20 protein-coding genes are annotated in these 22,837 nt (G+C 71.8%); all 20 read left to right on the forward strand.

Annotation, left to right across the window (positions count from 1 at the left end):
- The first annotated feature begins 87 nt into the window (after positions 1–87).
- Positions 88–1,431, forward strand: a complete 1,344-nt coding sequence (locus K7472_RS27935) for a homoserine dehydrogenase (RefSeq protein WP_222981359.1) — start codon at positions 88–90, stop codon at positions 1,429–1,431.
- A 3-nt stretch (positions 1,432–1,434) separates the two neighbouring features.
- The gene (gene thrC / locus K7472_RS27940; protein WP_222981360.1) at positions 1,435–2,526 is read left to right on the forward strand and encodes a threonine synthase; all 1,092 of its coding nucleotides are present in this window, start codon (positions 1,435–1,437) and stop codon (positions 2,524–2,526) included.
- Between the two features lie 301 nt (positions 2,527–2,827).
- On the forward strand, positions 2,828–3,778 hold the full coding sequence (gene thrB, locus K7472_RS27945; RefSeq protein WP_222981361.1) for a homoserine kinase: 951 nt from the start codon (positions 2,828–2,830) through the stop codon (positions 3,776–3,778).
- 532 nt (positions 3,779–4,310) lie between these two features.
- Complete coding sequence (gene rho / locus K7472_RS27950) at positions 4,311–6,365, forward strand: transcription termination factor Rho (RefSeq protein WP_222981362.1); 2,055 nt, start codon at positions 4,311–4,313, stop codon at positions 6,363–6,365.
- Between the two features lie 262 nt (positions 6,366–6,627).
- On the forward strand, positions 6,628–8,412 hold the full coding sequence (locus tag K7472_RS27955) for a trypsin-like serine protease (RefSeq protein WP_222981363.1): 1,785 nt from the start codon (positions 6,628–6,630) through the stop codon (positions 8,410–8,412).
- Positions 8,413–8,672: 260 nt separating this feature from the next.
- Positions 8,673–9,842 (forward strand): LCP family protein, encoded by a 1,170-nt coding sequence (locus tag K7472_RS27960; protein ID WP_222981364.1) that lies wholly within the window; start codon positions 8,673–8,675, stop codon positions 9,840–9,842.
- Positions 9,843–10,040: 198 nt separating this feature from the next.
- Positions 10,041–10,265 (forward strand): 50S ribosomal protein L31, encoded by a 225-nt coding sequence (rpmE, locus tag K7472_RS27965; protein ID WP_109452169.1) that lies wholly within the window; start codon positions 10,041–10,043, stop codon positions 10,263–10,265.
- A 141-nt stretch (positions 10,266–10,406) separates the two neighbouring features.
- A complete protein-coding gene (gene prfA, locus K7472_RS27970) occupies positions 10,407–11,477 on the forward strand; it encodes a peptide chain release factor 1 (RefSeq protein WP_222981365.1) in 1,071 nt (356 codons plus the stop codon).
- Between the two features lie 42 nt (positions 11,478–11,519).
- Positions 11,520–12,365: a peptide chain release factor N(5)-glutamine methyltransferase gene (gene prmC / locus K7472_RS27975; RefSeq protein ID WP_222981366.1), complete on the forward strand. Its 846-nt coding sequence runs from the start codon at positions 11,520–11,522 to the stop codon at positions 12,363–12,365.
- A gap of 43 nt (positions 12,366–12,408) precedes the next feature.
- Positions 12,409–13,056 carry an L-threonylcarbamoyladenylate synthase gene (locus K7472_RS27980; RefSeq protein WP_222981367.1) on the forward strand — a complete coding sequence of 216 codons (648 nt, stop codon included), beginning with the start codon at positions 12,409–12,411 and terminating at the stop codon, positions 13,054–13,056.
- Positions 13,053–13,709, forward strand: coding sequence for an arsenate reductase/protein-tyrosine-phosphatase family protein (locus tag K7472_RS27985; protein WP_372458107.1), 657 nt, complete (start codon positions 13,053–13,055; stop codon positions 13,707–13,709). Before K7472_RS27980 ends, K7472_RS27985 begins: the two co-directional genes overlap by 4 nt.
- 125 nt (positions 13,710–13,834) lie before the next feature.
- Entirely contained in the window at positions 13,835–15,202 is a 1,368-nt protein-coding gene (gene glyA, locus K7472_RS27990) for a serine hydroxymethyltransferase (protein ID WP_222981368.1), read from the forward strand.
- A 93-nt stretch (positions 15,203–15,295) separates the two neighbouring features.
- Positions 15,296–16,615, forward strand: coding sequence for an MraY family glycosyltransferase (locus tag K7472_RS27995; protein ID WP_222981369.1), 1,320 nt, complete (start codon positions 15,296–15,298; stop codon positions 16,613–16,615).
- 339 nt (positions 16,616–16,954) lie between these two features.
- Complete coding sequence (locus tag K7472_RS28000) at positions 16,955–17,410, forward strand: hypothetical protein (protein ID WP_222981370.1); 456 nt, start codon at positions 16,955–16,957, stop codon at positions 17,408–17,410.
- 285 nt (positions 17,411–17,695) lie between these two features.
- Entirely contained in the window at positions 17,696–18,502 is an 807-nt protein-coding gene (gene atpB, locus K7472_RS28005) for a F0F1 ATP synthase subunit A (protein WP_222981371.1), read from the forward strand.
- 76 nt (positions 18,503–18,578) lie between these two features.
- Entirely contained in the window at positions 18,579–18,827 is a 249-nt protein-coding gene (gene atpE, locus K7472_RS28010) for an ATP synthase F0 subunit C (RefSeq protein ID WP_109452185.1), read from the forward strand.
- 41 nt (positions 18,828–18,868) lie between these two features.
- Positions 18,869–19,408, forward strand: coding sequence for a F0F1 ATP synthase subunit B (locus tag K7472_RS28015; protein WP_222981372.1), 540 nt, complete (start codon positions 18,869–18,871; stop codon positions 19,406–19,408).
- A complete protein-coding gene (locus K7472_RS28020) occupies positions 19,405–20,220 on the forward strand; it encodes a F0F1 ATP synthase subunit delta (protein WP_222981373.1) in 816 nt (271 codons plus the stop codon). Before K7472_RS28015 ends, K7472_RS28020 begins: the two co-directional genes overlap by 4 nt.
- 129 nt (positions 20,221–20,349) lie before the next feature.
- On the forward strand, positions 20,350–21,921 hold the full coding sequence (gene atpA, locus K7472_RS28025; RefSeq protein ID WP_222981374.1) for a F0F1 ATP synthase subunit alpha: 1,572 nt from the start codon (positions 20,350–20,352) through the stop codon (positions 21,919–21,921).
- 2 nt (positions 21,922–21,923) lie between these two features.
- Positions 21,924–22,835, forward strand: coding sequence for a F0F1 ATP synthase subunit gamma (locus tag K7472_RS28030; RefSeq protein WP_222981375.1), 912 nt, complete (start codon positions 21,924–21,926; stop codon positions 22,833–22,835).
- Positions 22,836–22,837 lie beyond the last annotated feature (2 nt).

Below are 22,837 nucleotides of genomic sequence, written 5' to 3' on the forward strand. Positions count from 1 at the left end.
ACTGGTCCCACAACGGGCCGCCGCGGCCCGGTACCGGAGCGGGCCGCCGCGCCCGCACACGCAGGTGTTCGTAGGAATCGAGGTCGGATGATGCGTACGCGTCCGCTGAAGGTGGCGCTGCTGGGCTGTGGAGTGGTGGGCTCTGAGGTCGCGCGCATCATGACGACGCACACGCACGACCTCACAGCGCGCATCGGCGCCCCCGTCGAACTCGCCGGGATCGCCGTGCGCAGGCCGGACCGGGTGCGCCAGGGCGTGCCCGCCGAGCTGATCACCACCGACGCCACCGCGCTGGTCAAACGCGGCGACATCGACGTGGTGGTCGAGGTCATCGGTGGCATCGAGCCGGTGCGCACCCTGATCACCACCGCGTTCGAGCACGGCGCGAGCGTGGTCTCGGCCAACAAGGCGCTGCTCGCGGCCGACGGCGCCACGCTGCACGCGGCGGCCGTCAAGGCGGGCGTCGACCTCTACTACGAGGCCGCGGTCGCCGGGGCGATCCCGCTGATCCGGCCGCTGCGCGAGTCGCTCGCCGGTGACAAGGTCAACCGCGTGCTGGGCATCGTCAACGGCACCACCAACTTCATCCTGGACCGGATGGACTCCACCGGCGCCGGATACTCCGAGGCGCTGGACGAGGCGACCGCGCTCGGCTACGCGGAGGCCGACCCCACCGCCGACGTCGAGGGCTTCGACGCCGCCGCCAAGGCCGCCATCCTCGCCGGGATCGCCTTCCACACCCGCGTCACCATCGGCGACGTGCACCGCGAGGGCCTCACCGAGGTCACCGCGGCCGACATCGCGTCGGCCAAACGCATGGGCTGCACCGTCAAACTGCTGGCGATCTGCGACCGCAGCGCCGACGGCAAGTCGGTCACCGCCCGCGTCCACCCCGCGATGATCCCGCTCAGCCACCCGCTGGCCAGCGTGCGCGAGGCGTACAACGCGGTCTTCGTGGAGGCCGACGCGGCCGGGCAGCTGATGTTCTACGGTCCCGGCGCGGGCGGCTCGCCCACCGCCTCCGCGGTCCTGGGCGACCTGGTGGCCGCCTGCCGCAACAAGCTGGCCGGCACCACCGGCGCGGGGGAGTCCGCGTACACCCGGCTGCCGGTGAGCCCGATGGGCGAGGTGGTCACCCGCTACCACATCAGCCTGGACGTGGCCGACAAGCCCGGTGTGCTGGCCCAGGTCGCCACCGTCTTCGCCGAGCACGACGTGTCGATCGACACCGTGCGGCAGCAGAGCAGGGACCGCGGCGCCGACGGCGTCGCCGCGGACGGCACGGGCGGCGTGCGGGAGGGCGGCGAGGCCTCGCTGGTCGTCGTCACCCACCGGGCGCCCGACGCCGCGCTGTCGGCGACCGTCGAGGCCCTGCGGAAACTCGACACCGTGCGCGGCGTCGCGAGCATCATGCGTGTGGAAGGGGAGTAACCCATGAACGCTGTAGTGGACCGCCCTCGAATGTCCGGCACCCATCAGTGGCGCGGCATCATCGAGGAGTACCGGGACCGGCTTCCGGTGACCGCCGAGACCCCCGTGGTCACGCTGCTGGAGGGTGGCACCCCGCTCGTCCCCGCGCAGCTGCTCAGTGAACGCACCGGCTGCGACGTCCACTTGAAGGTCGAGGGCGCCAACCCCACCGGCTCCTTCAAGGACCGCGGCATGACCATGGCCATCTCCAAGGCCAAGCAGGAGGGCGCGCAGGCGGTCATCTGCGCCTCCACCGGCAACACCTCCGCCTCGGCCGCCGCGTACGCGGTGCGCGCCGGGATGGTGTGCGCGGTGCTGGTGCCGCAGGGCAAGATCGCGCTGGGCAAGATGGGCCAGGCGCTGGTGCACGGCGCGCGCATCCTCCAGGTGGACGGCAACTTCGACGACTGCCTCGACCTCGCGCGCGGCCTGTCGGAGAAGTACCCGGTGGCGCTGGTCAACTCGGTCAACCCGGTCCGCATCGAGGGCCAGAAGACCGCCGCGTTCGAGATCGTGGACGCGCTCGGCGACGCGCCCGACATCCACGTGCTCCCGGTGGGCAACGCGGGCAACATCACCGCGTACTGGAAGGGCTACCGCGAGTACGCGGCGGACGGCATGTCGACGCGTACCCCCCGCATGTGGGGTTTCCAGGCGGCCGGTTCTGCGCCCATCGTGAACGGCGCGCCGGTGCGCGACCCGCAGACCATCGCCACCGCGATCCGGATCGGCAACCCCGCGTCCTGGAAGTTCGCGGAGGCGGCGCGCGACGAGTCCGGCGGCCTCATCGAAGCGGTGACCGACCGTCAGATCCTGTCCGCCTACCGCCTGTTGGCCTCCCGGGAAGGCGTCTTCGTCGAGCCCGCGTCGGCCGCCTCGGTGGCCGGACTGCTCAAGGCGGCCGAGGAGGGCAGGCTCGACCCGGGCCAGCGTGTGGTGTGCACGGTCACCGGCAACGGCCTGAAGGACCCCGACTGGGCGGTCGCCGGAGCCCCGCAGCCCATCACCGTCCCGGTCGACGCGGACGCGGCGGCGGAACGCCTCGGCCTGGCCTGACGCCACGCCGCACTGCCGTGTGCACCGGAACCCGTCGGACGCCCCGGTGCATACGGCAGAGCGCGACACGCACCGTGCGCCCCGCGTGCGCCCTATGTCGCCACGCAACCTTCCTTCGATAGGCTGACCCCATCGGCGCCGCAGTGTGCCGTCCCCCGGACCATGCCACCGGCATCGTCCGGCCCGTCCGCCCACCGCTGTCCCGGGTGCCGGACGGAACCGCCCTCATCGCGCCGTACGGCCGTCACGCCAAGGCCCCAGGGTGGCAACGCACTTGCCCTACAAGGAGAGTCATCGACCGATGGCCGGTCCCGCCTTCCGCGCCGCCGCCGTCCGTGTGCGCGTCCCCGCGACCAGCGCCAACCTCGGCCCCGGATTCGACGCCCTCGGCCTGGCGCTCGGGCTCTACGACGACGTCGTGGTCCGGGTCGCCGACTCCGGCCTGCACGTGGACATCGCGGGCGAAGGCGCCGACACCCTGGCCCGCGACGAGAAACACCTGGTCGTACGGTCCCTGCGCACCGCGTTCGACCTGCTCGGCGGCCAGCCGCGCGGCCTGGAGGTGGTCTGCGCCAACCGCATCCCGCACGGCCGCGGCCTCGGCTCCTCCTCCGCCGCCATCTGCGCCGGGATCATCGCCGCCCGGGCGGTGACCATAGGCGGGCCCGACAAGCTCGACGACGCCGCGCTGCTGGAACTGGCCACCGAGATCGAGGGCCACCCCGACAACGTCGCGGCCTGCCTGCTGGGCGGGTTCACGCTCGCCTGGACCGAGTCCGGGGCCGCGCGGGCCATCCGGATGGACCCGGCCGCCTCCGTCGTCCCGGTGGTCTTCGTGCCGGCCAAGGCGGTGCTCACCGAGACCGCGCGCGGGCTGCTGCCGCGCACCGTGCCGCACGTCGACGCCGCCGCCAACGCGGGCCGTGCCGCGCTGCTCGTGGAAGCCCTGACCCGGCGTCCCGAACTGCTGCTCGCCGCCACCGAGGACCGCCTGCACCAGGAGTACCGCGCCCCGGCGATGCCGCAGAGCGTGGCGTTGGTGGGCCGTCTGCGGGCGGACGGCGTGCCCGCTGTCGTCTCCGGTGCCGGGCCCACCGTGCTGGCACTGACCGACGAGGGCTCGGCCGAGAAGGTCGCCGCCCTGGCCGGACCGGGGTGGGCCGCCAACCGGCTTGCCCTGGACATCTCGGGGGCCGGAGTCCTGCCGCTGGCGGGCGCCGGACGGGACGGCGCCGGGGGTGCCGTTGTCTGAGGGAACGGGGGTTTGAGCCGGTGGCCCGGAAGGGAAGAACCGCTCGCGGCGGCAGCACGCCCCGTGCGAGGCCGGCCGGCGGATTCCGGGGAGCCCCGGGGAGCCGCCCGGCGCGTGGCCCGGCGGAGGCGGCGGGGGCCGCCCACGTGACCGGCACGGGATCCGTCGCACGATTGCCGGGCGTGGAGAGGGGGAATATTAGTTGGATCAGGTAGTGTTAATCTCAAGTCTGCACACGGAGCCCGATGGGCCCGGTGCTCAGTGTCCCGTCTCGGGACCACCACTCTTCCGGGAGCCTCCCACACTGCCTGAGCAGCCTGCCTTCGCAGTGCCGAGCACGCTCCGGAGTCGGCGCGAGCGCGATGCCACCCCTGTGTGACCGGCGTCCGCACCGAAACCACGCAGTAATTTCTCCGCCGCCATCAGGCGGCACACCGCCCCGGATCCGGGCAGCACACGAGACCCGAATCCGGACAGCACAACCGGTCGCCGAGCCGATCTGGCCGACGCCCGCTCCAGGGAAGGACCCTTCGTGAGCGACACCACCGATCTGATGGGCGTACGCGCAGAGAACGCTGCCGCCGCGTCCGATGCCGCGCCTGCCACCGGTGCTGCCACTGGTACGGCCACCCGGCGCCGCAGGACAGGCACCGGCCTTGAGGGCATGGTGCTGGCCGAGCTGCAGCAAGTGGCCTCCGGCCTCGGCATCAAGGGCACCGCGCGGATGCGCAAGGGCCAGCTGATCGAGGTCATCAAGGAGCGCCAGGCAGGCGGTGGCGGCACCGCCGCCGCGCCGGCCGCCGACGCCCCCGCCGACAAGCCCAAGCGCCGCGCCACCTCCCGGGCGCGCACCGGCGAGGCCGCGTCCGCCGACGCCGCCAAGGCCGGTTCGGCCGAGGGCCAGCAGCAGATCGACATTCCCGGCCAGCCCGCCGGTGACAAGCCCGCCGAGCGCCGCGCCCGCCGCGCCGCCGAGGAGCCGCAGGCCGACGCCAAGCCGGCCGCCGAGGCCCGCACCGACAAGGCCGAGCGCGCCGACCGCGGTGACAAGGCCGAGCGCGGTGACAAGGCCGAGCGCGGCGGCGACAAGGCCGAGCGCGCCGACCGCAAGGACGACGCCGACGCCGCCCGTTCCGAGGGCCAGGGCGACCGCGAGGGCCGCCGGGACCGCGGCCAGGGCCAGCAGGGCCAGGACCGCGGCCAGGGCGGTCAGGGCGGCAAGAACGACCGCCAGGAGCGCGGGGAGCGCCGCCAGCGCGACCGGCGCCGCGGCGAGGACGGCGGCGCCCAGGGCGGCGGCGACGGCAACCGCCAGCAGCGCGACCGCCGGGGCGAGGACACCGCCGAGGACGACTTCGAGGGTGGCCGCCGTGGCCGCCGCGGCCGTTACCGCGACCGCCGTGGCCGTCGTGGCCGCGAGGACTTCGCGAACGAGCCGCAGGTCGCCGAGGACGACGTCCTGATCCCGGTCGCCGGCATCCTGGACATCCTGGACAACTACGCGTTCATCCGTACCTCCGGCTACCTGCCCGGGCCGAACGACGTCTACGTCTCGCTCGCCCAGGTCCGCAAGAACGGCCTGCGCAAGGGCGACCACGTCACCGGCGCGGTGCGGCAGCCCAAGGACGGGGAGCGGCGCGAGAAGTTCAACGCGCTGGTGCGACTGGACTCGGTCAACGGGATGTCCCCGGAGACCGGCCGGGGCCGCCCGGAGTTCGGCAAGCTCACCCCGCTGTACCCGCAGGAGCGGCTGCGGCTGGAGAGCGAGCCGGGCTCGCTGACCCCGCGCATCATCGACCTGGTCGCCCCCATCGGCAAGGGCCAGCGCGGTCTGATCGTCTCGCCGCCCAAGGCGGGCAAGACGATGATCATGCAGTCCATCGCCAACGCCATCACGCACAACAACCCCGAGTGCCACCTGATGGTCGTCCTGGTGGACGAGCGGCCCGAAGAGGTCACCGACATGCAGCGGTCGGTCAAGGGCGAGGTCATCTCCTCGACCTTCGACCGTCCGGCCGAGGACCACACCACCGTCGCCGAGCTGGCCATCGAGCGCGCCAAGCGCCTGGTGGAGCTGGGTCACGACGTGGTCGTGCTGCTGGACTCCATCACCCGTCTGGGCCGCGCCTACAACCTGGCGGCGCCGGCTTCCGGCCGCATCCTGTCCGGTGGTGTCGACTCGACCGCGCTGTACCCGCCGAAGAAGTTCTTCGGCGCCGCGCGCAACATCGAGGACGGCGGCTCGCTGACCATCCTGGCCACCGCGCTGGTCGAGACCGGCTCGCGGATGGACGAGGTGATCTTCGAGGAGTTCAAGGGCACCGGCAACATGGAGCTCAAGCTCGACCGCAAGCTCGCCGACAAGCGCATCTTCCCCGCGGTGGACGTCGACGCGTCCGGCACCCGCAAGGAGGAGATCCTGCTCGGCAGCGAGGAGCTGGCGATCACCTGGAAGCTGCGCCGGGTGCTGCACGCGCTCGACTCGCAGCAGGCCATCGAGCTGCTGCTGGACAAGATGAAGCAGACCAAGTCCAACGGCGAGTTCCTGATGCAGATCGCCAAGACCACGCCCGGCAACGGCGACTGACGGGCCGTCAGCGACACTCGTACGCCCCCGTCACGCACGCCGTGGCGGGGGCGTCGTCGTGCAGGGCAAGCCCTTTCCCGCACCCTCTGTCGCCTCATGGCATGTGCGCGTAAGATCGGCCCGCCGACCCGGGGGGAACACCGATTCGAGCGAAGCGCGCCCGTCGAGGCGCAGGCTTCGCCATGCCCGGCGTGCTTCCGCACGACGCTCAGGTCCCCTGGCCGATCGGCCTACGATCACGCTCAACGCATCAGGAGACCGAGTGTCCCAACCTGCCAGACGCGGGAAGCACCGCCGCCGGGCCCGCATCGCGGTGCCCGCTGCCGCCGCCACGCTCTTCATCGGCGGCGCCGGTGCGTTCCTCATGGCTCCCGCCGACGCGGCGACGCTGCCGGACGACATCGGCGCGCACCCGCACGCCGCCGCCTCCCAGGCGCAGCTGACCGCCCGCGTGCACGGCGCGCTCACCACCGCCGGGACCGCCGCGCCGCACGCGAAGCCGCGGTCCTCGGGCACCGCCGCCCCGGACGTCATCGGCGGCACGGCCACCAGCATCTCGTCCGCGCCCTGGATGGTGCAGCTGTGGTACGACGACGACAAGGGCACCACCGACACCAGTGACGACGTGAGCTTCTTCTGCGGCGGCACCGTGGTGTCGCCCACCAAGATCCTCACCGCCGCGCACTGCGTGTCCGGCTACGACTGGAATGCCCACGGCGCCGTCGTCTACGGCACCGACCAGGTCCCGACCACCAGCGGTGGCACCAGCGACCTGCACGGCGGCACGGTGACCGGCGTGTGGCGGCAGTGGAGCGACCCGTCGTTCAAGGCCGGCGCCGACGGCAACAGCGCCGACAACGACGTCGCCGTGCTGACGCTGCCCTCCCCGATCAACGTCACGCCGCTGCCCATCACCACCTCCGACGACACCACGTCGTACAAGGCGGGCACCCAGGCGAAGATCTACGGCTGGGGCCGCACCACCTCCGCCAACGACGACATCTCGCAGTCGCTGATGAGCGCCACGGTGCCCATCGACGCCGACTCCGCCTGCTCGTCGTACTGGGGCGGCAGCTACGTCCCCGGTGACATGACCTGCGTCGGGAACCCGGGCACCGGCTCCGACACCGGCACCGTCGGCGCCTGCAACGGCGACTCCGGCGGCCCCCTGGTGGTCAACGGCCGCATCGTCGGCATCGTCTCCTGGGGCGCCAAGGACTGCGTGGCCCAGGGCTCGTACGACGTCTTCACCAAGCTCAGCACGTACGTCGGCGCCACCGAACCGCGCATCGACGACACCGACCTGAGCGGTGACGGCCGGGCCGACATGTTCGCCATCGACACCAAGGGCCAGGGCTGGGAGTACGACTCCCGTGGCACCTCGTTCGGGCCGCGGCAGACGCTGGGCGACTGGAGCGGGGTCAACCTGGTGCGCCAGACCGACCTCGACCGGGACGGCGTCCAGGACCTGCTGGTGCGCACCGACGACGGCACCCTCTACTGGCAGCACTACGACCTGACCGCCAAGAAGACGGTGGCCACCAAGCTGGGGGCCGGCTGGAACGCCATGAAGTTCCTGCTGGTGCCGGGCGACCTCAACGGCGACGGCTACCAGGACCTGCTGGCCGCCGACTCCAGCGGCAACTTCTGGCTCTACCCCGGCACCGGCCACGGCACCTTCGGCGCCCGCGTCAAGCTGGGCACCGGCTGGAACATCTACGGTGCGAACGTCTTCGGCAAGGGCGACCTGACCGGCGACGGCAAGCTGGACCTGCTGGCCCAGGACTCCTCGGGCAACCTCTGGCTCTACCAGGGCACCGGAGTCGCCTCGCACCCGCTGGCCTCGCGCGTGAAGATCGGCTGGGGCTTCAGCATGTACAACGCGTACGTCTCGAACGGCGACATGACCGGCGACGGCCACTCCGACCTGATCGCCCGCGACTCCAGCGGCAACCTGTGGCTCTACCCCGGCACCGGAAGCGCCTCGCACCCCCTGGGGTCCCGCGTCAAGGTGGGTTCCGGCTACAGCGGCTACCACCTGAGCTGACCTCTGCGCTCCCCACCCGGTAGTTCCGGTTCGTCCCGTTGCGTACCGGGCGCCCCGGGAGATTAATGCCACACCGCACCGGTGCGGCCCACGGGCCCGTATCCGCTCTGACCAGGGCGGATACGGGCCTTCATGGTTCCTGGGCGATTCCGGGGGCCGGGAACCGGGCCTTGAGGATGGGACGTCGTCCCCATCGGAACAGGTCATATCTGAATTCCGGATATGGGGGCATAAGCGAACCGAGGCGAGAGGCGAAGCCCATGACGGACCAGCCCGAGCCCGGGAGCGGACAGCACGCCCCGGGCGACCGAATACCCGCCGGCCGCGGGCTCCCGCTGCGGGGCCCCGGCCGACGCCGCAAGCCGCGCTCCAGGGGCTGGAAGATCGCCGTGTGGTCCCTGGCGGGCCTGGTCGCGCTGGGCGGCGCGGGCACCGGCTTCCTGTACTACAAGCTCAACGGCAACCTCACCGGCGTGGACATCAACGCCGAGCTGGGCACCGACCGCCCGGCGAACGTGGACAACGGATCGATGGACATCCTGGTCCTCGGCTCCGACTCCCGCTCCGGCGCCAACCGCGAGTACGGCCACGACGAGGGCGGCGCCCGCTCCGACACCGCGATGATCGTCCACGTCTACCCGGGCCACAAGAAGGCCACCGTGGTCAGCATCCCCCGCGACACCCTCGTCGACCGGCCCGCGTGCAAGCTGCCCGGCGGCGGCACCGCGCCCGCCCGCAGCGGCGACATGTTCAACGACGCCTACGCCACCGGCGGCCCGGCCTGCGCGGTCAAGACCGTCGAGTCGATGACCGGGATCCGCATGGACCACTACGTCGAGGTGGACTTCACCGGCTTCAAGAACCTGGTGAACGCCATGGGCGGCGTCCCGGTCACCACGACCAGGGCCATCGACGACCCCGACAGCCACCTGAACCTCCCGGCGGGCCGGCACACCCTCGACGGCGAGCAGGCGCTCGGCCTGGTCCGCACCCGCCACGCGGTCGGCGACGGCAGCGACCTGGGCCGCATCCAGCTCCAGCAGGCCTTCGTCAAGGCGCTGATCGGCCGGGCCGGCGACGCCGGGCTCCTGACCGACCCGGCCAAGCTCTACGACATGGCCGACACCGCGACCAAGGCCCTGACCACCGACTCGGGCCTGGCCTCGGTCGGCAAGCTGGTCGGCTTCGCGCAGAGCCTGCGGGGCATCGGCGCGGGCGGGCTGAACATGGTCACCATGCCGGTGAACTACGACCCCACCGACCCCAACCGCGTCGTCCCGCTGACCTCCCAGGACGACCAGGTGTGGGCGGCCCTGCGCGCCGACAAGCCGGTCCCGGCCTCCGCCACCAAGGGCTCGGCGGGCGCGAACGCCGGAGCAGGCGGCGTGGTCACCCCGCAGCCCTCCCGGTCCACGACAGCGGGCCACTGACCCGCGGGCCGCCGACCGTACGCCTCTGACCAGGCACGCGGCCCCCGTCGGGGCGGGCGCGGGGCCCCGCGGAATACTTCGGGCGTCCACCCGGTTTGGGGAGTACGGGCCTGTCCTGGCAGACTGGTCCGCTGGCCCCGGTTCACGATGCGCAATCCCGCGCCTCGACCCGGCGCCCTCCCGAACCTAGGAGCACCCTTGAAGCGCGACATTCACCCGGAGTACGTGGAGACCCAGGTCACCTGCACCTGCGGCGCCTCGTTCACCACCCGCAGCACCAAGACCGACGGCGCCATCCGTGCCGACGTCTGCTCGGCCTGCCACCCCTTCTACACCGGCAAGCAGAAGATCCTCGACACTGGTGGCCGCGTGGCCCGCTTCGAGGCCCGCTTCGGCAAGAACGCCGGTTCCGCCAAGAAGTAGCGGCCCGCACGCCGGTTCCCGGCCGTCCCCGTCGCGGGGCGGCCGGAACCGGCGTTTGTCGTCCCTGCCCCATCCCGTTTGAATCCCGCTCCATCCCGTTTGAATCCCGCTCCATCCCGTCACCCACGAGGGAACCCGAAGATGTTCGAGGCGGTCGAGGAACTGATCGGCGAGCACGCCGACCTCGAAACGCGGCTTGCCGACCCGGCGGTCCACGCCGACCAGGCGGAAGCGCGCAAGCTCAACAAGCGCTACGCGGAGCTGACCCCGATCGTCGGCACCTACCGGGAGTGGAAGCAGACCGGTGAGGACAGCGCGACCGCCCGTGAACTGGCCGCCGAGGACCCGGAGTTCGCGGCCGAGGTCAAGGAACTGGACCGGCACCGCGAGGAGCTGACCGAACGGCTGCGCCTGCTGCTGGTCCCGCGCGACCCCAGCGACGACAAGGACGTGATCCTGGAGGTCAAGGCGGGCGAGGGCGGCGAGGAGTCCGCACTGTTCGCCGGCGACCTGCTGCGGATGTACCTGCGCTACGCCGAGCGCCTCGGCTGGCGGACCGAGATCCTCGACGCCAACGGCTCCGACCTGGGCGGCTACAAGGACGTGCAGGTCGCCGTGAAGGCGCGCGGCACCGTCGAGCCCGGCCAGGGCGTCTGGGCCCGCCTGAAGTACGAGGGCGGCGTCCACCGGGTGCAGCGCGTGCCCGCCACCGAGTCGCAGGGCCGCATCCACACCTCCGCCGCGGGCGTGCTGGTCACCCCGGAGGCCGAGGAGGTCGAGGTCGAGATCGGCCCCAACGACCTGCGCATCGACGTCTACCGCTCCTCGGGCCCCGGGGGCCAGTCGGTCAACACCACCGACTCCGCCGTGCGCATCACGCACCTGCCCACCGGCCTGGTGGTCTCCTGCCAGAACGAGAAGAGCCAGTTGCAGAACAAGGAGTCGGCGATGCGCATCCTGCGCTCCCGGCTGCTGGCCGCCGCCCAGGAGGAGGCCGAGCGCGAGGCGTCCGACGCCCGCCGCAGCCAGGTGCGCACGGTCGACCGCTCCGAGCGCATCCGCACCTACAACTTCCCCGAGAACCGGATCTCGGACCACCGGGTCGGGTTCAAGGCGTACAACTTGGACCAGGTCCTCGACGGGGACCTCGACGCGGTCATCCAGGCCTGCGTCGACGCCGACTCGGCGGCCAAGCTCGCCGCCGCCCAGTGAGCGACGCCTCGTACGTCCGCCCAGGAGAAGGAGCTTAGGGCCGTGAACCTGCTGCTCGCCGAGGTGGCGCAGGCCACCCAGCGGCTGGCCGACGCCGGCGTGCCCTCCCCGCGCTTCGACGCGGAGGAGCTGGCCGCGTACGTGCACGGGGTCAAGCGCGGCGAGCTGCACAACGTGCCCGACGCGGACTTCGACGCCCGCTACTGGGAGGCCGTGGCGCGGCGCGAGAACCGCGAGCCGCTCCAGCACATCACCGGCCGCGCGTTCTTCCGCTACCTCGAACTCCAGGTGGGCCCGGGGGTGTTCGTGCCCCGGCCGGAGACCGAGTCGGTGGTCGGCTGGGCGATAGACGCCGTGCGCGCGATGGACGTCGCCGAACCGCTCATCGTCGACCTGTGCACCGGCTCGGGCGCCATCGCGCTCGCGCTCGCCCAGGAGGTCCCGCGCTCGCGCGTGCACGCCGTCGAGCTGGACGAGGGCGCGCTGCACTGGACCCGCAGGAACGTCGAGGGCTCCCGTGTCGTGCTGCACCAGGGCGACGCGCTGAGCGCGCTGCCCGAGCTGAACGGCCAGGTCGACCTGGTCGTCAGCAACCCGCCGTACATCCCGCTCACCGAGTGGGAGTACGTCGCCCCCGAGGCGCGCGACCACGACCCCCAACTCGCGCTGTTCTCCGGCGAGGACGGCCTCGACACCATCCGCGGCATCGAGCGCACCGCGCACCGGCTGCTGCGCCCCGGCGGCCTGGTCGTCATCGAGCACGCGGACACCCAGGGCGGCCAGGTCCCGTGGATCTTCAACGAGGAGACCGGGTGGACCGACGCGGCCGACCACCGCGACCTCAACAACCGACCCCGCTTCACGACCGCCCGGAAGGCGACCCCGTGACCGCGCGCCCCACCGCACCGCACGCCCCCCTGGAGGAACGCTGATGGCTCGCCGCTACGACTGCTCCGACGCCGCCGACCGCGCCACCGGGCTGCGCGAGGCGACCTCCGCCGTGCGCCGCGGCGAGCTGGTGGTGCTCCCCACCGACACCGTCTACGGCATCGGCGCCGACGCGTTCTCCGCCGAGGCGGTCGGCGACCTGCTCCAGGCCAAGGGACGCGGCCGCAACATGCCCTCCCCGGTGCTGGTCGGCTCGCCCAACACGCTGCACGGCCTGGTCACCGACTTCTCCGAGAAGGCCTGGGAACTCGTCGACGCCTTCTGGCCCGGCGCGCTCACCCTGGTCGCCCGCCACCAGCCGTCGCTCGCCTGGGACCTCGGCGACTCGCGCGGCACCGTCGCCGTGCGCATGCCGCTGCACCCGGTCGCCATCGAACTGCTCACCGAGACCGGCCCGATGGCGGTCTCCAGCGCCAACCTCACCGGCCACCCGTCGCCGCAGACCTGCGACGCCGCGCAGGAGATGCTAGGCGACTCGGTCTCGGTCTACCTCGACGGCGGTCCGACCCCGGCGGCCGTGCCGTCCTCCATCGTGGACGTCACCGGCCCGGTGCCGGTCCTCCTGCGCGCCGGCGCGCTCAGCGCCGAGGAACTGCGCAAGGTCGTGCCCGACCTGGAGGAGTCGAATTGACCGGTCCCGACGCGCGACGGGACACCCGGGACACCGAGGGCGGCGCCTTCGGGGCGGACCGCTTCCGGGTGCTGTACGTGTGCACCGGAAGCGTCTGCCGGTCGCCGATCGCCGAGCGGCTGACCCGCATGGAACTGCGCCGCAGGCTCGGCCCCGGGGCGGAGCAGATCGCGGTGCGCAGCGCGGGCACCTGGGGGCACGTCGGCGCGCCCATGGAGGCGCACGCGGCCACCGTGCTGACCGAGTACGGCGCCGACCCGGCCGGCTTCAGCGGGCGTGAGCTGCTCGACGAACACGTCATCGAGGCCGACCTGGTGCTCACCGCCACCCGTGACCACCGCGCCCAGGTCATCTCGATGGGCCACGCCGCGGGCCTGCGCACCTTCACGCTCAAGGAGTTCACCCGGCTGGTGCGGGCCATAGACCCCGCGACGCTGCCCGAGGGCGGCGTCATCGACCGCGCCCGCGCGCTGGTGCGGGCCGCCGCCGCGCTGCGCGGCTGGCTGCTGGCACCCAGCGCCGAGGCCGACGAGGTCCACGACCCGTACGGCGCCCCGGTGACCGTCTTCCGGCACATCGGCGCCGAGATCCACACCGCGCTCGACCCGGTGGTCACCGCGCTCACCGGCGTGCCCGCCCCGGCGCACTCCTGACGACACGCGCCCCGCCGGACCGCTGAACGGAGCACGGCCACAGCGCGCGCCCCGCCCCGCACGCCTACAGTTGGTCCATGGCCCCGCCGGGGGCCGTACCCCCACGCACGCCGGGAGCGGCCGTTATGACGGTTGCCAGGACCACCCAGCCCAGTCGGCCGCCCAGCCGCGCCACCGCCGCCACGTACGGGCCGCAGGTCGCCGACTTCGAGGCGTTGCGCGCCCAGGACCCGGAACTGGCCGGAGTGCTGCTGGCCGAGTACGAACGCCAGACGGCCGGCCTCCAGCTGATCGCCGCCGAGAACTTCGCCTCCCCGGCCGTGCTCGCCGCCCTCGGCTCGCCCCTGGCCAACAAGTACGCCGAGGGCTACCCCGGCCGGCGCCACCACGGCGGCTGCGAACTGGTCGACCTCGCCGAGCGGATCGCCGTCGAGCGGGCCTGCGCGCTCTTCGGCGCCGACCACGCCAACGTCCAGCCCTACTCGGGCTCCTCGGCCGTCCTGGCGGCGTACGCGGCCCTCCTGGTGCCCGGCGACACGGTGCTGGCGATGTCGCTGCCGCACGGTGGCCACCTCACCCACGGCAGCCCGGCCAACTTCTCCGGCCGCTGGTTCGACTTCGCCGGGTACGGCGTCGACCCGGCCACCGGGCTCATCGACTACGACGAGGTGCGCGACCTGGCGCTGGCCCGCCGCCCCAAGGCGATCGTCGCCGGTTCCATCGCGTACCCCCGCCACCTCGACCACGCCGCCTTCCGTGCGATCGCCGACGAGGTGGACGCCTACCTCGTGGTCGACGCCGCGCACACCCTCGGCCTGGTCGCCGGGGGCGCCGCGCCCAGCCCGGTGCCGTACGCCGACGTGGTGTGCGCCACCACCCACAAGACGCTGCGCGGACCCCGCGGCGGCCTGCTGCTGTGCCGGGCGGAGCTGGCGCAGCGGGTGGACCGCGCGGTCTTCCCGTTCACCCAGGGCGGGCCGCAGATGCACACCGTCGCGGCGACCGCGGTGGCGCTCGGCGAGGCCGCGAGCCCCGCGTTCCGCACGTACGCCCGGCGCACGATGGACAACGGCCGCGCACTGGCCGCCGCGCTCGCCGCCGAGGACATCGCCCCGCAGACCGGTGGCACCGACACCCACCTGGTCGCCGCGGACGTCACCGCGCTGTGCCCCGGCGGCGGCCTCGTCGCCCGCGGCCGGTGCGCCGCCGCCCGGATCTACCTCGACAAGGTGCCGCTCCCCGGCGACCTGCGCCCGCCCGCCCCGCCCGGCCTGGTGCGCGGCGTGAGACTCGGCACAGCCGCCGTCACCACCCAGGGCATGGGGGAGCGGGAGATGACCGAGATCGCCTCCCTGGTGGCCCGCGCGCTGCGCGAGGAGCCCGGGGTGGCGGCCGACGCGGCCGCCCTGGCCTGCGCTTTCCCGCCCTATCCGGGAGGCGGCACGGAGCGCTCTGCGGCGCTCGGTGCGCAGCGCCCGGCGGGACGGACGTGAGCTGTGTGAAGACGACGTGCAACCGTTCGCGGTTCCTGTGTGTCCTCATCTTTGTTCACGCTCCCCGCTCGGAGGCGAATAAGGTGTGACACCGTGCGCGAATACCTCCTGACACTCTGCGTCGCAGCGGCGGTCACCTATCTGCTGACCGGCCCGGTGCGGAAGTTCGCCATCGCCGCGGGGGCGATGCCGGCCATCCGCGCCCGCGACGTGCACCGCGAGCCCACGCCCCGGCTCGGCGGCATCGCGCTCTTCGGCGGGCTGTGCGCGGGCCTGCTGGCCGCCTCGCAGCTGACCAACCTCAGTGACGTCTTCAAGCTCTCCAACGAGCCGCGCGCCCTGCTGTCGGGCGCCGGGCTGATCTGGCTGCTGGGCGTGCTGGACGACAAGTGGGGCGTGGACGCGCTGATCAAGCTCGGCGGCCAGATGATCGCCGCCGGTGTGATGGTGATGCAGGGGCTCACCATCCTGTGGCTGCCGGTGCCCGGTGTCGGGCCGGTCGCGCTCAGCCCGATCCAGTCGACGCTGCTGACGGTGGCGCTGGTCGTCATCACCATCAACGCGGTCAACTTCGTCGACGGCCTCGACGGCCTGGCCGCGGGCATGGTGTGCATCGCCGCGATCGCGTTCTTCCTGTACGCCTACCGGCTGTGGTTCGGCTACGGCGTCGAGCAGGCGGCGCCCGCGGCCCTGTTCAGCGCCATCCTGGTCGGCATGTGCGCGGGCTTCCTGCCGCACAACATCCACCCGGCCCGCATCTTCATGGGCGACTCCGGATCGATGCTGATCGGCCTGGTCATGGCGGCCTCCGCGATCTCGGTCACCGGCCAGGTCGACCCGGACGTCATCACCAACACCACCGGGTCGCTGCGCAGCACCGTGCACGAGATGGTCCCGGTCTACATCCCGCTGCTGCTCCCGCTCACCCTGATCGCCATCCCGGCCGCCGACCTCGTGCTCGCCGTGGTGCGCCGCACCTGGAACGGGCAGTCGCCGTTCGCCGCCGACCGCGGCCACCTGCACCACCGGCTGCTGGAGATCGGGCACTCGCACAGCCGGGCCGTGCTGATCATGTACTTCTGGTCGGCGCTGATCGCGTTCGGCACGGTCGCGTTCTCGGCCCGCTCCTCCAGCATGTGGATCCTGCTGGTCGTGGTGGTGCTGAGCGGGCTCGGCCTGGTCGTGCTGCTCTCCCCGCGCTTCAAGCCGCGCGCCCCGCGCTGGGCCGAGGGCTTCCTGCCGCCGCGTTACCGGGCCGGTGCCCGGGCGGCCGCCGCTGCCGCGACGGATGCCGACGCCGCCGCCGATGCCGCGCCCCGCGAGGCCGGGACGCTCACCGGACTGCACGGCGCGACGGCGATCGGTGACCGCACGCCCCAGACCGAGCGACAGAGCGTCACCAGCGTCAGGTGACAAAGCGCGGCCATCCGGACGAACCGGCTGCTCCGGACGGCGGTCAGCCGAAAGCGCTCATCTGTAGCCCCCAAGTGTGACAGTGAGCACACGATGTAGGTAAAGACCTCATCAAATAGTTTGTGATACCGTTCACGAAAGCCAGGACGTGAGCCGAAGGCCAGGGCGGAATCCCCAGCACTGGTCGTGCGGCCGCGGTCCTCCCGCCTCCCGACCGCGGGACGGGAGGCGCCCCGCCCGGCCTTATCCTCGATCAACACACCGGCCCGCCGCCCGGGCCGACGCTCGTCCAGGCACGCACGCGCCACCCGCCCCCGACCCACGCCGGAGCTGCCCCCCATGCAGTCCAACGACGCCCGGATCCTCCGGGGCGCCGCGATCGTCGCCGCCCCGGTGGGAATCATCGCCACTGTCGTCAGCGCGCTCGTCGCGGGCGGCAAGGGCCTGATCGGTGGTGCCGTCGCGCTCGCCGTGGTCGCCGTCTTCTTCGGCCTCGGCTCCTGGGCCGTGATGCGCCTGACGCAGGACCGCCCCCAGGCCGCCATGATGGCCGGCCTCCTGGTCTACACGGTGCAGATCCTGGTCATCGGCGTCTTCATCGTCGTCTTCAGCGGAACCACCCTCTTCAGCCCCCGCGCCTTCGGCATCAGCCTGCTGGTCACCGCGCTCTCCTGGGTGGGCGGACAGGTCAAGCAGACCCTCACCAGCCGCATGCTCTACGTCGACCCCAAGCCCTCCGTGCCGGCCAAGCGGGACGCGGACCTGGTGAAGACGGAGCCCGGCGATGGCGTATAAGGGGCGGGTAAAGCCGGTTGATCCCCATCTGCTATCGTCCGGAATCGCATCCGGCCGTGGGGGCCCCTCTCGTTCGAAGACGGTGCCGCCCCCTCGGCCAGCGGTGTACTCGGACCCGGATCGGCACGCACGGCACGGGGCCCGGGTGCCCGGTCTTCGGTGCAGGCTCCCAGTGGACCGCGGTGGCTCCGCCACGCCATGTCCCCAGTGCCGACCAGCGGCTCCACCAGCCGCGCTGACACACAAGGTTGCAGTTACTTATGCGTCACGACGAAGGAGTCACGGGTGAGTGCCCACACGCTGCTCGCTGAGAGCGGATGCCACATCAACGCGCACTGTGCATTTCCCGCGCCGGGCCTCAACTCGTTCGACTTCAAGCCGATCTTCAGCATCGGGAGCGTCGACTTCACCAAGCCGATGCTCCTCGCGGTCATCTGCATGCTGATCGTCGTCGGCTTCTTCTGGGCGGCCTTCAGCAAGCCGAAGCTGGTCCCCGGCAAGCTGCAACTGGTCGGCGAGATCGGCTACAACTTCATCGCCCGCAGCATCGCGCGCGAGGTGATCGGCAAGAAGGGCGACAAGTACGTCCCCTTCCTCGCGTCGATCTTCTTCTTCGTGTGGCTGATGAACATCATGTCCATCATCCCGCTCGCGCAGTTCCCCGTCGCGTCGCGATTCGCCTTCCCGGTGGGCCTGGCGCTGCTGGTGTGGATCACCTACATGTTCCTGACGTTCAAGACCCACGGTTTCCGGCGCGGCGTCAAGAACCTGGTGTGGCTGGACAACCTGCCCAAGCCCATCGTGCCGCTGATCGTCCTGCTGGAGTTCCTGCAGAACGTCATCCTGCGCCCGTTCACCCTGGCGGTGCGGCTGTGGGCCAACATGTTCGCCGGCCACATGCTCATCGTGGTCTTCAGCGTCGCGAGCTGGTACCTGCTGACCCCGTCGATCATGTCGGCGGTCGCGGGCAGCTCCTTCGTCCTGGCGGCCGGCATGACCGCCTTCGAGCTGCTGATCCAGTTCCTGCAGGCGTACATCTTCACGCTGCTCGCCTCGATCTACATCAGCGGAGCGCTCGAAGAGGGTCACTGACCCCCGGATCGACTCCTTCACCAGACTTCCGCCGGGAAGCCCCCCAGCGGACCGCATCACACAGGAAGACAGGGAAATGTCTCTCGAGCTTGTCAACCTCGCCGCCTCCACCACCACCGCCGGCCGTCTGGGCGCCGTCGCCTACGGTCTCGCCGCGATCGGCCCGGGTGTGGGTATCGGCCTGGTCTTCGGCCACTCCATCGAGGCCATGGCCCGTCAGCCCGAGGCCATGCCCATCATCCGCACCAACATGTTCCTCGGCTTCGCCCTCTGCGAGGTGCTCGCGCTCCTGGGTCTGGTGGCGCCGTTCATCTTCCAGAAGTGAGCTAGTCACCAACCAGTAGCCACTCGACGAAAGGTTCAGACATGATCGCCTTCCTGGCTGAGGGAGGAGCGCAGAACCCGCTCATCCCCGACACCACGGAACTGATCGTCGGCCTGCTCTGCTTCTTCATCGTCTTCGGCGTCCTCGGAAAGAAGCTCCTGCCGAACATCCAGAAGACCCTGGAAGAGCGCCGCGACGCGATCGAGGGTGGCCTGGAACGCGCGGAGAAGGCCCAGGAAGACGCCACCCGGACGCTTGAGCAGTACAAGGCCCAGCTCGCCGAGGCCCGCCACGAGGCCAACCGGCTGCGCCAGGAGGCGCAGGAGCAGGGCGCCACGCTCATCGCCGAGATGCGGTCCGAGGGCCAGCGTCAGCGCGAGGAGATCGTCGCCGCCGGTCACACCCAGATCGAGTCCGACCGCCGCCAGGCCGCCCAGGCCCTGCGGCAGGACGTGGGCCAGCTGGCCACCGAACTGGCGGGCAAGCTGGTCGGCGAGTCCCTCGAGGACCACGCCCGGCAGAGCCGCGTGATCGACCGCTTCCTCGACGAGCTCGAGGAGAAGGCCGAGGCGGCGCGATGAACGGAGCGAGCCGCGAGGCCCTGGGCGCCGCGCGCGAGCGCCTCGACACGCTGACGGACAACACCGCCGTCGACGTGATCAAGCTCGCCGAGGACCTGGCCGCCGTGACCGCGCTGCTCGACCGTGAGGTGTCGCTGCGCCGGATCCTCACCGACCCGTCGCAGTCCGGCGAGGCCAAGGCCGGGCTGGTGACGCGTCTGCTGTCCGGTCAGGTCGGCAGCGAGACCTCCGACCTGGTGGCCGGCCTCGTCCGGTCCCGGTGGTCCGCCCCGCGCGACCTGGTCGACGCGATCGAGGAGCTGGGCGAGAGCGCCGAGCTGATCGGCGCGCAGCGGACCGGCGTGCTGGACGACGTGGAGGACGAACTGTTCCGCACCGCGCGGATCATCGCCTCCGCCCCCGACCTGCGGGCCGCGCTCAGCGACCCGGCCGCGGAGGGCTCGGCGCGGGCCGGGCTGATCACCGGGCTGCTGGGCGGCCGGGCGCAGCCCGTCACCACCCGGCTGGTCGCGCGTCTTGTCGCGCTGCCGCGGGGCCGTAGCCTGGAAGCGGGGCTCGACGCCCTCTCCAAGCTGGCCGCGGCACGCCGCGGCCGGGTGGTCGCGGTGGTCACGACGGCGATCCCGCTGTCCGACCAGCACAAGCAGCGGCTCGGCGCGGCGCTCGCCAAGCTGTACGGCCGCCAGGTGCACCTGAACCTCGACGTGGACCCCCAGGTCCTCGGCGGGATCATCGTGCGGGTGGGCGACGAGGTCATCGACGGCTCCGTCACCAGCCGCCTCGAAGAGGCGACCCGGCGGCTGGCCGGCTGACCGGCCACCAACCTAGATAGCACTGAAGCGGCCCTGGTTGGGCCGTAGCGGAGGTCCTCCGGGGACGAACCCCGGGGCCGGGACCACCGCGAGTAACTTCGGGCCCAACAAGGAGAGCAGGGAACCCAGATGGCGGAGCTCACGATCCGGCCGGAGGAGATCCGGGACGCGCTGGAGAATTTCGTCCAGTCGTACAAGCCGGACGCGGCCTCGCGCGAGGAGGTCGGGACGGTCAGCGTTGCCGGCGACGGCATCGCGAAGGTCGAGGGTCTTCCCTCGGCCATGGCGAACGAGCTGCTGAAGTTCGAGGACGGCACGCTCGGCCTCGCCCTCAACCTGGAGGAGCGGGAGGTCGGCGCCGTCATCCTCGGTGAGTTCAGCGGCATCGAGGAAGGGCAGACGGTCCGCCGTACCGGCGAGGTGCTGTCCGTCGCGGTCGGCGAGGGCTACCTCGGCCGCGTCGTCGACCCGCTGGGCAACCCGATCGACGGCCTCGGCGAGATCGAGACCGAGGGCCGCCGCGCCCTCGAACTCCAGGCCCCCACGGTCATGCAGCGCAAGTCGGTGCACGAGCCGATGCAGACCGGCCTGAAGGCCGTCGACGCGATGACCCCGATCGGCCGCGGCCAGCGTCAGCTGATCATCGGCGACCGGCAGACCGGCAAGACCGCCCTCGCCGTCGACACGATCATCAACCAGCGCGACAACTGGCGCTCGGGCGACCCGAAGAAGCAGGTCCGCTGCATCTACGTCGCCATCGGCCAGAAGGGCTCCACCATCGCGTCCGTGCGCGGCGCGCTGGAGGAGGCCGGCGCCCTGGAGTACACGACCATCGTCGCCGCCCCGGCGTCCGACCCGGCGGGCTTCAAGTACCTCGCCCCCTACACCGGGTCCGCGATCGGCCAGCACTGGATGTACCAGGGCAAGCACGTCCTGATCGTCTTCGACGACCTGTCCAAGCAGGCCGACGCCTACCGCGCGGTCTCCCTGCTGCTGCGCCGCCCGCCGGGCCGTGAGGCCTACCCGGGCGACGTCTTCTACCTGCACTCGCGTCTGCTGGAGCGCTGCGCCAAGCTCTCCGACGAGATGGGCGCCGGCTCCATGACCGGTCTGCCGGTCGTCGAGACCAAGGCCAACGACGTGTCGGCGTTCATCCCGACCAACGTCATCTCCATCACCGACGGCCAGTGCTTCCTGGAGTCCGACCTGTTCAACGCGGGCCAGCGGCCGGCGCTCAACGTCGGTATCTCGGTCTCCCGTGTCGGTGGCTCCGCCCAGCACAAGGCGATGCGCCAGGTCTCCGGCCGTCTGCGCGTGGACCTCGCCCAGTACCGCGAGCTGGAGGCGTTCGCCGCCTTCGGTTCCGACCTGGACGCGGCCTCCAAGGCGGCCCTGGAGCGCGGCAAGCGCATGGTCGAGCTGCTCAAGCAGGGCCAGTACGCGCCGTACTCCGTCGAGGAGCAGGTCGTCTCCATCTGGGCCGGCACCAACGGCAAGCTGGACGACGTCCCCGTCGAGGACATCCGCCGCTTCGAGCGCGAGCTGCTGGACTGGCTGGAGCGCGAGAAGAAGGAGCTGCTGACCAGCATCCGCGAGGGCGGCAAGATGGGCGACGAGACCATCGAGGCGATCTCCGACGCGGTCGACACCTTCAAGAAGCAGTTCGAGACCTCGGACGGCAAGCTGCTGGGTGAGGGCTGAGCATGGGCGCCCAACTTCGGGTCTACAAGCGCCGTATCCGCTCCGTCTCCGCCACCAAGAAGATCACCAAGGCGATGGAGATGATCGCCGCCGCACGCATCGTCAAGGCGCAGCGCGCGGTGGCGGCGTCGACCCCGTACGCCGATGAGCTGACCCGCGCCGTCTCCGCGGTGGCCCAGGGTGCGAACAACAAGCACCCGCTGACCACCGAGGTGGACAACCCCCGCCGTGCCGCGGTGCTGCTCGTCACGAGCGACCGCGGTCTGGCCGGCGGTTACTCCGCCAACGCGATCAAGGCCGCCGACCGGCTCTCGGAGCGCCTGCGCGCCGAGGGCAAGGAGGTCGTGCCGTTCGTCGTGGGCCGCAAGGGCGTGGCGTACTACGCCTTCCGCAACCGGGACGTCGAGCAGTCGTGGACCGGCTTCACCGACAGCCCGACGTACGCGGACGCCAAGCGGGTCGCCGATCCGCTGATCGAGGCCGTGACACGGGACACCGCCGAGGGCGGCGTGGACGAACTGCACATCGTCTTCACCGAGTTCGTCTCGATGCTGACGCAGGCGCCGGTCGACCGCCGGATGCTGCCGCTCAGCCTCGCCGCGTCGGACGAGACCGAGCAGCCCGCCGGCCCGCGGGCCCTGTTCGAGTTCGAGCCGTCCGCCGAGGGCGTGCTGGACGCGCTGCTGCCGCGGTACGTCGAGAGCCGGATCTACAACGCCCTGCTGCAGTCGGCCGCTTCCGAGCACGCCGCCCGCCGCCGGGCGATGAAGTCGGCGACCGACAACGCCGAGGAACTCATCAAGTCGCTCTCGCGGCTTGCCAACGCGGCCCGCCAGGCCGATATCACCCAGGAAATCAGCGAGATCGTCGGTGGCGCTTCCGCCCTCGCCGACGCGACCGCGGGGAGTGACTGACA

Source organism: Streptantibioticus parmotrematis (assembly GCF_019890615.1).
Classification (GTDB): domain Bacteria; phylum Actinomycetota; class Actinomycetes; order Streptomycetales; family Streptomycetaceae; genus Streptantibioticus_D; species Streptantibioticus_D parmotrematis.